Here is a 13,205-nt window from a genome sequence, read left to right as displayed (position 1 = left end):
CCTCAGTGGTGGAAGGCGGTAGGGCGGTCCGACTCGTGGGGCAGCGGCCCATCGAGCCGGTCGAGGTAGGCGACCTCGGCACGCATGTCCTCCAGGAAGGCGTCGGCCAGGTCGTGGCTGAGCCCGTTGCGGACGACGATCCGCTGCACGGTGACGTCGGTGAGGTCATCCGGCATCGGATAGGCGGGGACCAGCCAGCCCTTCATGCGCAGCCGGTCGGACAGGTCGTACAGGTTCCACTTGTCGGCGTGGTCGGCGCGCAGCCGCCAGGCGAACACGGGAATGTCCGAGCCGTCGTTCCACAGGTCGAAGGGACCCATGGCAGCGATCTGGTCGGCCAGGTAGCGAGCCACGTCGCGGCTGTTGGCCTGTACCCGGCGGTAACCGTCGAAGCCGAGCCGCAGGAACATGTAGTACTGCAACAGCACCTGGGCGCCGGGCCTGGAGAAGTTGAGCGCCAGGGTTGGCATCTGCCCGCCCAGGTAGGACACCTCGAAGATCAGCTCCTCGGGCAGGGCGGCTTGCTCGCGCCACACCACCCAGCCGATGCCGGGGTAGACCAATCCGTACTTGTGCCCGGAGGTGGAGATGGAGGCGACTCGGTCGACGCGGAAGTCCCACTCCAGCTCCGGCTGGATGAAGGGCGCGATCATCCCCCCGGAGGCGCCGTCGACGTGGATCGGGATGTTCAGCCCGGTGCGCTGTTCAATGGCGTCCAGGGCCTGGGCGATCTTGGCGACCGGCTCGTACATGCCGGTGTAGGTGACCCCCATGATCGCCACCACGCCGATGGTGTTCTCGTCGACGTAGTCCTCCAGGCCGTGACCGTCCAGGACCTTGTGGTCCTCGCTGATGGGCACATACCGGGGCTCGACGTCGAAGTAGTTGCAGAACTTCTCCCAGCACACCTGCACGGCGCTGGACATGATCAGGTTGGGCCGATCGGTGGGCCTGCCGGCGGCGCGGCGGGCCTTCTGCCATCGGCGCTTGAGCGCCAGGCCGCCGAGCATGCAGGCCTCGGAGGAGCCGATGGTGGAGGTGCCGATGGTGTGGCGCGGATCCGGGGCGTGCCACAGGTCCGCGAGCATCGTCCAGCAGCGGGTCTCGATCTCCGCGGTGCGCGGGTACTCGTCCTTGTCGATCATGTTCTTGTCGGCCGCCTCCAGGTAGAGGCGGTCGGCGTGCTCGTCCATCCAGGTGCTGACGAAGGTGGCGAGGTTGAGGCGGGCGTTGCCGTCCAGCATCGCCTCGTCGTGCACCACCTGGTAGGCGGTCTCGGGCAGGGCCTCCCCGGAGGGGAAGCGGAACTTCGGCAGGTCATAGGCCTCGCCGGGACGGGCGAACAGCGGGTTGAGCTCGCTGCTGCCCGGATCCGGGGCGGTGGAACCGTTTGATGCTGGCCGTGACATGTCGGGTCTCCTCTCGGTTGACAACGATTGACATAGGAATATCACTGCGCTGTGTTTGCTACCACGAACACAGAGAGATAAGGGTCCATTCGCAATTTACCATGGCTATCTTCCCAGCTTTCCGAAACAATCTCGACATTTGCCAGCATCCCTCAAGCTTTTCTTTATAACCGACGCCACCAAGAGCTGCTTTAAAAACATCGGGAAGCACGCTGGGAATAGTCGCATAAATCCGTCAAAGCACGAAGACGTCCACGGACACCCACAATTTGAACAGCACCTGAAAGCGTCCCCGGAAAAGCCTGAACCGGCCACCGTATTTGTGTCCGCACGGACCGTGACAAGACGGGCTCTTCGCATTTGCCGATGCGTTGGCTGCTTGCTCTTCCGGCTCCGGGGGTGTGGTGTTGGAATCCGGCGCGACCTCGGGTGCGCGGGGTGGAGGCCTGCCCACCCACACGGCCTGCCGTTAGTGCCGGACCCCGCGCGGCGGCCCAAAGTGTCCGGGATCGGCATAAACGACTCCGACGTCGCCCGCAGCCCCAGGTAAAACGTTGGAATCATGCGGATTCCGGCAGGTGGCAGGCGACCACGAACGGCGTTCGTGCCGAATTCGGACATTCCGTCCCACGGCAGGGAGCCCGGGCGCACACCACCCACACCAGCACCCAGCCCACCAGGCCGGCAACACTCTCCACCCGCCACACCCACAAACCGGACAGGCCCGTTGGAAGTCGCGCACATCCCCGCTGACCATGCCGTACCGGAGACTGACAATGCCGTGCCGGTTCGCCGTGCCCGAGTCGGCCGCCAGCACCCCCGCGCCCGGAAACGGGGCCATCCGCTACGCCACTTCGCCATCTACAACGCCACTTCGGGGTTAACAACGCCTGTTAACGGTCTGCTGAAGGGCTCTGAGGTATACAGCAGAACGTTAAGTAGCGTTGTTAACGCCCAACCGGCTCAGCAGACACCTCAGCCCACCCCATCCCCAAACACGAAGAGCCATGAATCCGGCCGGAGCCGCCGGCGGTTGACTTGTTCGTGACATTATGACTGCGTGAGTTCCCCGAATCAGTTCCAGCCCGGCCCACACGGCAAGTCGTCCTACGGGCTGGTGCCGCAACCTGGCGGCTACCAGCAGCCGACGGCCCAACCGGGCGTCTGGCAGCAGCAGCCGCGGAACCTGACTGCCGGGCAGTATCCGCCCCCACAGCAGAGCCCGTCTGGTTTCCCCGCATATCCGAACGCGCAGCAGCCGACACCCTACGGGTACATTGCCGCACCACCCCCGGCTGCGAAACGGCCGAGACGGAGACAAGTGGCGCTCATATCCGCGCTGGCGGTCGTCCTCGTGCTGGCCATCACGGGCTCCATCGTCCTCGTCTTACGGGGACGCGGCACCGACGACGTCCCTGAGAACAGCCTCTGGTCGCAGGCCTGGGTGAATGGCTTCGAGGAGGCCTGGTCCCTGGAGGCTCCCGCTGACTTCCGTGGACAGGAGATGTCGACGCGCGTCCACGACAACCGTCTGGTGAGGATTACCAGCACGTCCACGACTGCTACCGTCACCGTTTTCGACATCTCCGGAGATAGTCCCAGGCAACTGTGGGAGACCCGGCAAGAGGTTACCGAAGCCGTTGACAGGACAAGAGTCTGGGACCGTCAGATCATCGTCGAGAACACGCTGATAGACGTTGACTCCCAAGAACGCATCACCGCCCCCTGGGACGCGGAGGCCAGGGTAAGCATCACGTCAGCGGGTGCCATCGTCTGTGTCGAAACCATTTGCCGCTGCTGGTCGAGTCCCTCCGAAATGCTGTGGGAGACCGACTTCGCTACGGATAGCCCGATGACGGTGCTGTCATACGCAATCGTGGACGGGCATGTACTCGCCAGCTCATCCGATTACGACTACTTCGTGGTCGACTTGAACACCGGCGCCACAAACCAGCTGGACGCGGACACGTACACCATTCAGCAACCACTCGCCGACGGCTGGCTGGTTCACACCAGTGGCGGTTTACATACCGACGCAACCATCGACTTGTATGAGGCTGATGGCACCTTGAGCGAATCATTCAAGTTCGACCCTGACACGCCGTTCTCCACCTACCCATGGTCACCTACGGCTTTCACACGAGAACAAGCCCGCCTTTGGCTGGAGAACTTCGACACCTCCTGGGCGCCATCGACCTACACCATCTCAGAAGCAGACCCCGAATGCGAGTCGATCACCATCAACAGCAACGACGTCGTGCTCGGCGAGCCTAACTCCCTGGTCAGGGCGGAGCGCGAGGGAGAGTGCACATCCACCAGTGCCCTTCAGGCGTTGTATCACTCCGGGCAGGGACAGGTACAGAGCTTCAACGAGACGGACGGGGACGAACAATTCCTGGTGCTGGTGGATATGGTCACCGGACGCGCTTCAGAACCGATTCCACTTGGCACGAGCGAAGAATTCGCAGGTTATACACCTCTCGGAGACATGCTCATTGTCGAAGTAGAATCCGGCGAAATCCTCGCCTACCGGCCAACCACATCGTAATCAGGCTCGTCCGGTTTGAGGGTGCGGTGGGCTGACGGTTCGGTTCGCCGGGCGGCTGGTTGGCGTGCGCGTCTCGGAGGCGTGATGAGTGGCGGGTCAGGCAGGGCTGCAGGGTGGCTCACGGTGGATCAAGCGCGACGGCTCGCTTGTTCGGGTCGACGGTTCGTGCGAACCGTCCGCCCCACCACACGCCAGCCCGACTAGCCCGGCACAGCGGCCCCTTCAGCCCTACATGGCGCCGCCGGCTCGACGACGTCCTCGTCGGCCCGAGCACGACCTCCCACTCCCGCAGGCGACCACCGCACAGCGGCCGCCGGGACCGAACCACCACACCGACAAACACGAACAGCCCGTCATCAGACCCACGCCGCGACGTCGTTGTCTCAGGATGAGTCTGCGGTCAAGCATCGAGCCAACCGCACAGGAGCGGCGCCAAATAGTACCAGCAGTTGGCCTATTTGTGACATTATCAGCAACATGACCCAGCCCGGCCAACCCCAGCCCAACCGGAACAACACGCCTCCCCCGCGGGCTCAAGCCGGCGGCTTCCAACAGCCACAACACCAGCCCGGAGCCTGGCAGCAGCAACCGCAGTACCCACCTCCGGCGCAGTATCCGGCCGCGCAGGGCTCTCCCCAGTACCCGCCCCCGCAGCAGCCGGCGGGAGCTTACGGGTACGTCGTCACACCTCCACAGGCCCCGCCGGCGCAGTATCCGGCCGCACAGAGTTACCCCCCATACCCGCCCCCGCAGCAGCCGGCGGGAGCCTACGGGTACGTCGTTACACCCCCACAGGCCCCGCCGACGCGGTCGAAGCGGAAGCGAGTGGCGCTCGTGTCCGCGTTGGTGGTCGCACTCGTGCTGACCATTGGAGGCGTCACCCTGTTCATCCGGAGCCGCGGCACCGATGGTCCTTGGTCGCGCGCCTGGGTGGATGGCTTTGAAGAGGCCTGGTCCTTGGAAGCGCCGACCAATTCCTACGGCAAAACGTTGTCCACAGCCTCCCTTGAGGATCGGCTGGTGCGTGTAGCCAGTACATCCAGCACCGCAACCATCACCGTGTACGACATCTCCGGGGATGACCCCGAGCAACTGTGGGAGACCACGCAGGACGTTACCGACACCGTCGTCTGGCCGGCGCTCTGGGACCGCCAAATCATCATCGAGAACACGTTCATAGACATTGATTCCCAAGCGCGCAGCGACGCACCCTGGGACGCCGACGCCAGCGTGACGATCATGTCAAACGGCGCGGTCGCCTGTGTTGACACCACCTGTCAGTTCTGGTCGAGCCCCTCCCAGAAGCTGTGGGAGACAGAATTTCCCACCGACGCCGCCGTGGAAATGTGGTATTCCCTCGCCGACGACTATTCAATCGTCAGTTCGATTGAGTATGAGGACTTCTTCGTGGTCGATTTGAAGACCGGGAACATGAACCGACTTGACGGCGAGAAGTACGCACTCCCATATAAACTGAACGACGGCTGGTTGACATACGAGGGCGATGGTTCAACGGAGCCACCACTTTTCACCTGTACGAGCTCGACGGCACCCCCAGTGATTCATTCGAATCCGACCACCGGTACGACTTCTCCGAGTATCCTTGGTCGCCAACGCCTTTCACTCGGGAGCAGGCTCGGCTGTGGCTGGAAGACCTCGACCTCTCTTGGGCTCCCGCCACCTATACGGTCTCGCAGACAGACTCGGACTGCGAATCAATCACCGTCAACGGTAATGACGTCGCACTCGGCGAGGCCAATGCCCTGACCCATGCAGAACCTGGTGGCGAGTGCACGGGAACCTTCCCCGTGCAGGCGCTGTTCTACTCTGGCTACGGCCAGGTCGAAGGCTTGAGCGTACAGGATGGAGACAAGCGCTACCTGATGCTGGTGGACATGCTCACCGGGCGCTCATCAGAGCTGATTCCCCTCGGCTCGTTCGATGATTTCGCAACCTATATCTTGTCCGACGACCTACTCCTTGTCACATATCAGTCCGGCAAAGTCGTCGCCTACCAGCCCACCTCCTAGCCGGACCTTGATCAGCTCGCATCAAGCAGATCGCGGATCTCCTGGGCGGTCAGGCGGGTGCGGCTGGCCGGCGTCGCCCCGGCGTGCGCTGCTGACTCACTGGCCGCACCGTCTGTCGCGGCATCGGCGGAGCCTCAACCACACGGTCGAACAGTTCGGCCTTCTTCTCCTTAAGCTCCATGACCTTCTCCTCAATGGTCCCGGCAGACACCAACCGGTAGACCATGACGGGCCGGTCCTGGCCGATACGGTGGGTGCGGTCCACCGCCTGCTCCTCGGCCTGCGGGTTCCACCATGGATCCAGCAGGAACACGTAGTCGGCCTCCGTCAGCGTCAGCCCGAAGCCACCGGCCTTCAGCGAGATGAGGAAGACGTCGGCGCCCCCACCCCGGAAGCGTCGATGACCTCCTGCCGATTGGTGGTGGTGCCATCCAGGTAGGCGGTACTCATGCCGGCGGCCTCGAGCGCCTCGCGCACCCCACTCAGGTACCGAGTGAACTGGCTGAACACCAGGGCCCGATGCCCCTCGGCGAGCACCGACTGCAGCGTCTCCAGCAGCACCTCGACCTTGGCCGTGTGCCCGCTCCGCCGGCTGGTCTCAGAGTTCTGGGCGTCGGGCCCCTCGACCAGCGCCGGGTCGAGCGCCATCTGCCGCAGGATCGTCAGTGATTTCAGAGCTGTAAAACGCGACTGGGAGGTGTCCTCCTGAAGCAGTCCCAGCACCTTCTGCCGTTCACGCGCAAGCCGGCGGTCGTAGGCGCGTCGGTGTGCGGGCGCCAATTCCACCGCCAGGATCTGCTCGTTCTTGGCGGGCAGCTCGGCGGCAACGGCCTCCTTGGTGCGGCGCAGCATGAAGGGACGGATGCGGGCACGCAGCGCCGCCAGAGCGGCGTCGTCTCCGCGGTCGATTGGCCGTCGGTACAGCTCGGCGAAGCGGTCGGGGCCGGGCAACAGCCCGGGGGCAGTGATTGACGCCAGGCTCCACAGGTCCATCAGCGAGTTCTCCAGCGGCGTGCCGGTGATCGCCACCGTCGACGGCGTACGCAGGCGCCGCACGGCCTTGTAGGTGACCGCGTTGTGGTTCTTCACGAACTGAGCCTCATCCAGCACCGCCCATGCCCAGTCCACGGCGGCGAAGTCCTCCTCCTCGATCCGGGCGATGGTGTAGCTGGTGACCACCAGATCGGCGGCGGAGCGAATCGCCTCCAGGTCTTCCTCCCGCTTGGTGCGGGTGCGGGTGATGGTGCGCACGCGCAGCTCGGGGCAGAAGCGGGCGGCCTGCTCCGCCCAGGCGCCGACGACGCTGGTGGGGGCGACTACCAGCACCGGGTCGGCCGGTGCGCGGCCGTCCGACGCCGATCCGCCCGGTTGTGTGGCACCCTCTGCCGCCCGCTGCTCCACCAGGCGCTGGACGACGGCGAGCACCTGGAGGGTCTTGCCCAGGCCCATGTCATCGGCGAGGATGCCGCCGAGCCCGGTGGACTGCAACAGAGCGAGCCAGCGGTAGCCGTCCAGTTGGTAGGGCCGCAGTTCGGCTTGCAGTCCCGCTGGCACCGGCGCGTCTACGACGTCGGCGGCGTGCGGCTCGCCCGCACCGCCAGAAGTGCTGTTCCCCTCGGCGCCGTCGGCCGCGGTCATTACGGCCAGGAGCCGCCCGACGCCTTCGCGCCAACGCCGGGCCTCCTGGCCGATAACGCCCAGCTGCTCCAGCTCGGCGTACAGGCCCGCCTGGAAGGGCGTGACCGAAAGGTCGCCGGCGCTGTGGGCCTGCGGGTCGCGCAGGTCGCGGCCCTCCTCCATGAGCCGGGCCAGGCGCACGATCTCGGGGCGGTTGGCCAGGTTGATCCACTTGCCTGAGTCGAGCAGCACCTCGTCCGCACCGGTGGCGACCGCCGTCATCAGCCGCTCCAGCGGCACTGCCTCCTCCCCCACTTTCACGCGCACCCGCAGGGAGAACCAGTCCGGATTCTCTTCGTCCTCGGCGACGTCGGTGGTGATCAGTGGGGCCTCCTCGGCCTCCCGATAGTCGGGCACCTGCCCGCTCACCTCGACGACGACGCCGTCGATCGCCTCCAGTGCGGGCACGGCCTGGGTGATCAGCCGGGCGGTGTCCATGCCGGTGAAGTGACCCGGCCGCCACAGCGGCCCGTGGGTGGGGGCCAGTGGCGCGCAGGCATCGATGATGCGGCGGGCGAGGGCATACTCGCTCGCGGCATCGCGGATTGCCGGGACCTGGCCATGATCCCGACCAGGTCCGGACTCCGTGAGCGACGTGGTGCGGGATTCGCCGTCGGCGCTCGCTCCCGCCGTGGCGGAGGTGCTGGCAGGCCACTGCCATTCCGCAGGCCCGGGGTCGGCAAGGAGTTCCGTAAGACTGCCGACGGCGACCTCGCCGCAGCTGACTCCGGATGCGGTCACGTAGCGGATTGACCAGGAGGTCTCGGCGTGATGCCGAGCGGCGTGACTCACGTGCAGCACCGCAACCGGCGCACCGACGTCGGGCACATGCAGGGCGGGATCGAGCTCGATGATGGGCACGGCTGCGGCGAGCCGCCCCAGGTGGTCGCGTTCGAAGCGGCCCACGTCCGCGGCGGGAATGGTGAGCTGCTCATTGCGCGTCAGCAGTCGGCCCAGCACCTCGCCCGGGGGCGGCTCCAAGGGCATGAGGTTGAGGGCGCCGTCGGCACCCATGAGCGCATAGGCGTGCGTGGGGTTGCCCAGCGCCCGGGCCTCGGCGTGCTGTCCTTCGCCTGGCTTGAGCCCCGCGACGCCGTCGAGGTCCAATGCCGGTGCGATCAGGGCGGTACCGTCCGGCTGGCGGGTGACTCCGACGCCGGCGCGCAGGCCAGGCAGAATGCGTACCGGGTTGCCGCTGTGTTGGGCCGTTGTCAGCGTCACCCCGGCGGCGACCGCGCGCCGCAGCGCGCCCCAAACGCGGGCCGGCAGTGCGCCCAGATCGATGACGGAGTTGGTGTAGTAGAGGTCGCCGTAGGGTCCATGACCGCCAGCTCGGTGAGGGCGGCCAGCACATCCGGTGCCACTTCACCGGTCAAGTCACCATTCGTGAGGCCACGCCAGGAAATGCCCTGCTTGACCCAGCCGCGTTTGCCGGCAATCAGTGGGCGCAGGTGCAGGCGGCCCGGCTGGGTGATGCTGGATCCGAAGCGACCGGCGCGACGGGAGGCGGCACCGTGGCCAGCGGCCTCAGTATCGACCACCTCGATGGCGACGGCCCGGCGCGCGGTCGGCCGGGTGCGCAGCAGTTGGGTCAGGCGGCGCTCCCAGTCGGCGTCGCCTGGCGGCGCGGAGGGGGCAGTCGCCAGGCGGCGGGCGGTCAGCACCAGGGCGGCCGTGTGCTTGCAGTTCCCGCCTACCGGGCAGGAGCAAGTGCCCGACCATTTCACCCGCTCGCCGGAGAGGCGGGCATAAACCATGGTCTGATAGATACGCCCCGGCGTGCCGCGCACCGCGGCGGCAAGAATCTCACCGTTGCCCGATACGGAGAGGTTGGCCACCCGTCCCTGCTCCGCGTAGCGGCGTCCGCGACCGAACGCAGCCTGGCCGACCACAGCCGCGATCTCGGCATCGGTCACCCGTGCCGGCCAGTCCTCGGGCGTGATCTCTCGGGCCATGCCTTCACCATACGGGCGGGGTCCGACACGTTGCGAGCCGACATAACGGTGCGCAGGGTTCCACGCCTGGGCGCCCCGCATGGCCACCCCAACTACTCAGCGCCGTCGACGCACGATCTGAGCGATCAGTTCCCGACTGCAGCCGAGCGCCTGGGCGAGCGCAGTGTAGGACCAACGCTTCGGCTCGGCCGCACGGAGCCGATCGATGAGTTCGTCGCGCTCGGCCCGGTAGCGAGCGGCCAGGGCATCGGCCTCGAGGGCCTGGGCATGCAACTCGGCGGCCCTGGCCGCCAGCGGGTCGGACACGCCCGTTGAGCGCACCGGAGGGCGCCGTCCCCGTCCGGGACGGCCGCCCTCCGGTTGCGCACTGTGCGCAGCGGGTCAGAGCCCATTTGAGAGCCCCCGCGAGAACTCCGTGACCAGGCTCGGCACCGCGGTGTCGAAGCCGACGACGTCGAGCATGCCCGCGTCGTCCGGGTCGGCGATGGTGAAGCCCGTGGAGGTCATTCCCTCCACGACGAGGCGGGCGGAGATGCCGCTGTGCTCGCGGTAGCGGCGCAGCGCCTGGAACGGGTGGATGTCACCGGCCCAGGTCTCGTTGTCGGTGTAGATGACGAAGGTGTCCACTTCCAGGTCGTGCTCGGTCGCATACAGCATGGGCAGTGCGCAGTCCGTGCCGCCGAAGGGCATCGCGTCCACCGCCTTCAGCGCGTCGTCCAGACGACGCCGGGGGCTGATGTCCAGCGGCGCCATGGCAGCCGGCTGCCAGTATCCCGGACGAGCACTGGTGAAGGCGAAGGCGGCGGAGCCCGGCTCGGTGGCCAACTGCACCAGCGCCAGGGCGGCCGCCGCCTCGCGGGCGGTCAGGGCCATGCCGGAGATGGGCATGCCCATGGAGCCGGAGACGTCCACGGCGAGCATGGTGCGCTTGCCTGCGGGCTCGACGGCGCCGAAGGCGCGTAGAAGGCGGCGTCCAGGGCGTCGGCGACCTTCGTCGTCGACGTCCAGGAGGCCTTGCCGCGACGGGAGAACCCGGAGGCATAGGTGCGCTGGGCGACCAACAGGCTCACCGGGTGCACGCGGGCGGCGCGCAGGCGGGCGGCGTCGGTCAGCTGCCCCGCGATCTCATCGGTGCGACCACCCATGGCGGGCAGCAGACCCAGCCGGGTCAGACGCGGCAGCTGCCGCATGAGCGCAGTCAGCGGCACGCCGACGTCGAGCAGCGCCTCCCAGACCTCGGGCCGGGTCAGTGCCGCATCCGGCAGCATCTCCCAGGTCAGGTGGTAGTCGCACACGATCCGCGCCCAGGTGGCGGCGGCGTCGGTCCGGGTGGCGTCCGCCTCCCGGGCCTTGACGAAGCCCTCTATGAGGGTGGGGGTCTCCTCGCCTACGGTGCCGTGGGCGATCCAGTCGAGGGTGGCGCGCAGTGCGGGATCGTCGACCTTCGGGTGCGCCAGGCGCAGCAGGTCGCGGTGCGTCCAGCCGTCGCGCTGGCGATACTTGACCGCCTGGTAGGCCAGAGCATCGGCGTCGCGGGCGGTGTACCAGGAGCCGACGGCGCGGCGCAGGCCACGCCCCCAGCCGCGGAACTGCTCCACGTAGGTCGCGAAGGTGAACAGGTGCGTTCCGGTGCGGGCCACCTTGGGCAACGCGGCCAGTGCGGCGTCGCGGGCCTCGGGCACAGAGGTCGCATAGGCCAGGGCGAACAGGGCCGGGTTCTGCTTAGGAGCAGCACCGGATAGGGAGACCTCGGTGATCGTGGTCACCAGGCCCTGCGGGTCGTCTGCGGCCAGCCGGCGCAGGACCTCGGTGTTCTCGAGTGCCAGCGTTTGCGCATCGGTGTAGTAGGTGCCGCCGTCCACACCCAGGATCAGGAAGCGGCGCAAACGGGCGGCGTCGTCGAGCGCGAAGGCGTAGCCGCCGGCGGAGTTGCGTACCTGGCCGGTGGTGGCCGGGCGGCTCTGCGGCGTGCGCCTGATGCTGATGCCTTTCAAGATGTCCATTTCTTCTTCCCTTCCTTTCCTGTTTCCGGCGACGGATGTGCACCTGGGTGGCGGCGGACGTGTTCTTGCCCGCCGGACAAGCGGTGTCAACCGCGCTGTTCGAGAGCGATAACCGACCGGCTTCGGCCCGCCGCCACCCCGGGCGGGCGCAGGAGCGCGCCCGCCTTATGACTACGTGAACGGCGATGCGGGGCATGTGTTCGGCCTCCGGATCCTCCGAGGAGGGCTGGGGTCGAACCAACTAATTCCGATAACCGAAGACCTTCCGGCCCGCCGGCACGCCGTTCGCGTATGTCGACCACGGCCGACCCGCAGGAGTGTAGACCCCTACACAACCGGAGCTCAACCCACCTCCATTACAGATCTTGTGAGGTGACACACTACTGCAGGACAGCGCGGACCACCGCAGAGCCCCCGACTTCGACCCGCATCTCGCACACGAGTTGCTCTCAAAGACACGAGTTCTAGAGCTTTGCATGCGCCAAGCACGTGTAAACCTCCAAAGCTCGTGTTCCTGACGCAAACTCGTGTTCCTGACGCCGCCTGCGCCAACCGCCACGCAGCCCACGGTGAACTAGCACACGGGTCCGCCACTGAGCATGCAGAAAAACGCCTTACGCGCACCTGGGTAGCGCGCTCACAAGCCGTCACGCGCCATAAGCCCCGGGCGCGTGCGCGCAAGGACAGGCGTGAATAGAGACAGGCGTCCGAACGGGCGTGGCGCGATGACCGGAGCCGGCCGCTCTATCCTTGAGCTACCGACGAAGTGCCGACGGGGATTCGAACCCCGAACCTGCCGGTCCGATAACCGACCATCTCCGGCCCGCTCGAACAACCGGACTTTAACGCCCACCCGATACCCAGTCAACCACCCCCGACACACAGGCCACCCGAGCCAGAATCAACAGATCCGAGTTCATCCGACAGGCCATTACGGCCTCTGCGGCATGAAGGCCCACCCTTCCGCAAGCAAACACGGCATCACCCCGACCATGCCGTCCACGCCGCGAGTTGGGCACTGTGGATCGAACCTTTGGACGACGACGATTGGCCCATAGAGAACTACGCCTTGGCTTTGACGCGGCAACCAGACTAGTGGAACCGCCGCGTTGATCTTCCTCAACGGGCATGAAATCATAATCCACTCGATGCCGGAGCGCAAGCGCTATCTCGAGCTACTGCCATAGCCACTGGAGCGAGTACCCCTTTGATGGCTCCTCAGGTTTGCAGGTGTGATGGTTTCGGCTCGTGGGTGTGGTGTGGGAGTCGTGGTCGGGCGCGGGAGGAGGTTTTCGGACCGATGAGGCGCCGTCGGACGGCCGGGGCTGGTTGTGATTGGGGGTCGGGTTCGGCGGTGCCGTGCGCGTTCCGGAGCTTCGCGTTGTCCTGCGGCGCCGGGCCGGCGCCGGGGGTTTGCACACAAGGGCCGTTCGGGCAAGCCCACCCAAGTCCCGGTTTCCCTTGGAAATACGCGGAAATTGCTGCTGGGCCCGATTCCTGTGGCATCGCTCCAGTGTGCAACGGGCCCCGCGCTGCACACTGGAGCACTGTCATGACACCAGGGTCGCAGGTAAAATCCGCGC

10 protein-coding genes are annotated in these 13,205 nt (G+C 66.5%); 3 read left to right on the top strand and 7 right to left on the bottom strand.

Going from position 1 to position 13,205, the window contains the following annotated elements; genetic code table 11:
• Positions 1–2 precede the first annotated feature (2 nt).
• Positions 3–1,409: a glutamate decarboxylase gene (gad, locus tag BW737_RS08230; RefSeq protein ID WP_086614289.1), complete on the bottom strand. Its 1,407-nt coding sequence runs from the start codon at positions 1,407–1,409 to the stop codon at positions 3–5.
• Between the two features lie 1,321 nt (positions 1,410–2,730).
• Between gad and BW737_RS08225 the strand changes: the two genes are divergently transcribed.
• From BW737_RS08225 to BW737_RS08215, 3 genes are all read left to right on the top strand, one after another.
• On the top strand, positions 2,731–3,957 hold the full coding sequence (locus tag BW737_RS08225; RefSeq protein ID WP_086614290.1) for a hypothetical protein: 1,227 nt from the start codon (positions 2,731–2,733) through the stop codon (positions 3,955–3,957).
• 990 nt (positions 3,958–4,947) lie between these two features.
• Complete coding sequence (locus tag BW737_RS08220) at positions 4,948–5,724, top strand: hypothetical protein (protein WP_180272136.1); 777 nt, start codon at positions 4,948–4,950, stop codon at positions 5,722–5,724.
• Positions 5,725–5,765: 41 nt separating this feature from the next.
• Complete coding sequence (locus BW737_RS08215) at positions 5,766–5,987, top strand: hypothetical protein (RefSeq protein WP_086614292.1); 222 nt, start codon at positions 5,766–5,768, stop codon at positions 5,985–5,987.
• Positions 5,988–6,036: 49 nt separating this feature from the next.
• On the opposite strand, the gene BW737_RS18185 is transcribed toward BW737_RS08215, so the two are convergent.
• The 6 genes from BW737_RS18185 to BW737_RS08195 form a co-directional block, all read right to left on the bottom strand.
• Entirely contained in the window at positions 6,037–6,345 is a 309-nt protein-coding gene (locus tag BW737_RS18185) for a helicase-related protein (protein WP_257210663.1), read from the bottom strand.
• A complete protein-coding gene (locus BW737_RS08210) occupies positions 6,342–8,885 on the bottom strand; it encodes a DEAD/DEAH box helicase (RefSeq protein WP_257210629.1) in 2,544 nt (847 codons plus the stop codon). The genes BW737_RS18185 and BW737_RS08210 overlap by 4 nt, the downstream gene beginning before the upstream one ends.
• On the bottom strand, positions 8,882–9,619 hold the full coding sequence (locus BW737_RS18180; protein ID WP_099330361.1) for an SWIM zinc finger family protein: 738 nt from the start codon (positions 9,617–9,619) through the stop codon (positions 8,882–8,884). Before BW737_RS18180 ends, BW737_RS08210 begins: the two co-directional genes overlap by 4 nt.
• Positions 9,620–9,715: 96 nt before the next feature.
• A complete protein-coding gene (locus BW737_RS08200; RefSeq protein ID WP_257210628.1) occupies positions 9,716–9,940 on the bottom strand; it encodes a hypothetical protein in 225 nt (74 codons plus the stop codon).
• Positions 9,941–10,000: 60 nt separating this feature from the next.
• Positions 10,001–10,540, bottom strand: coding sequence for a hypothetical protein (locus tag BW737_RS18175; RefSeq protein ID WP_257210627.1), 540 nt, complete (start codon positions 10,538–10,540; stop codon positions 10,001–10,003).
• The gene (locus BW737_RS08195; protein ID WP_257210626.1) at positions 10,483–11,622 is read right to left on the bottom strand and encodes a TROVE domain-containing protein; all 1,140 of its coding nucleotides are present in this window, start codon (positions 11,620–11,622) and stop codon (positions 10,483–10,485) included. Before BW737_RS08195 ends, BW737_RS18175 begins: the two co-directional genes overlap by 58 nt.
• Between the last annotated feature and the right edge of the window lie 1,583 nt (positions 11,623–13,205).

This window comes from Actinomyces ruminis (assembly GCF_002154335.2).
Classification (GTDB): Bacteria; Actinomycetota; Actinomycetes; order Actinomycetales; family Actinomycetaceae; genus Actinomyces; species Actinomyces ruminis.
Note: the sequence above shows the minus strand (reverse complement) of the source record. Positions and strands in the feature narration are given on the sequence as shown.